This window comes from Vibrio sp. 2132-1 (genome assembly GCF_033344315.1).
Genome location: NZ_JAWPON010000915.1, coordinates 1 through 503, shown reverse-complemented (window position 1 = coordinate 503; position 503 = coordinate 1). Strand labels below are relative to the sequence as shown.

The following is a 503-nucleotide window of genomic DNA, read 5'->3' as shown; positions in this document are numbered from 1 at the left end:
CATCTGTTGCACAGGTTCGTCGAGTCGTTCTGTCGAATAAACGCACATCAAGCTGTTCTTCAAGTAACGCAATGTGGCGACTGACATTTGATGTCGGCAGAGATAAAAACTCGGCGGCTCTTTTGAAGCTATTGTTCTCGTAGACACAATGGAAGCTTTTTAGCCATTGCTGATCAATTTTCTCAAGCATCTCCATTAATCCCACTTGGTTGGATTATAAAGCCAATAAGTTGCACTTTATTACTTAAAACAGGTTTATACAATGCGAGTTACCGTTGTTTGGGCATAAAGGTTTTCCAATGAGTTGGTTAGAAAAACTATTAGATAAAAAGAACATCATTAATACGCGTAAAGCGTCGATTCCGGAAGGCGTATGGACTAAGTGTCCGTCTTGTGACCAAGTGTTGTATCGCATCGCGCTCAAGGAAAACTTGGAAGTTTGTCCCAAGTGTCAGCACCATTTGCGAATGTCTGCGCGACATCGTTTAGACAGCTTTTTGGAC

The 503-nt window shown here is 41.9% G+C and carries 1 protein-coding gene and 1 pseudogene; one reads left to right on the top strand and one right to left on the bottom strand.

Features of this window, described 5'->3' with window-relative positions; all coding sequences use genetic code 11:
• The coding region (locus tag R8N47_RS28710; RefSeq protein WP_412034507.1) for a helix-turn-helix domain-containing protein at nucleotides 1-196 on the bottom strand (196 nt) is incomplete at its 3' end.
• Nucleotides 197-299: 103 nt separating this feature from the next.
• On the opposite strand from R8N47_RS28710, the pseudogene R8N47_RS28705 reads away from it, so the two are divergent.
• Nucleotides 300-503, top strand: a pseudogene (locus tag R8N47_RS28705) (acetyl-CoA carboxylase carboxyl transferase subunit beta); the annotation flags it as partial.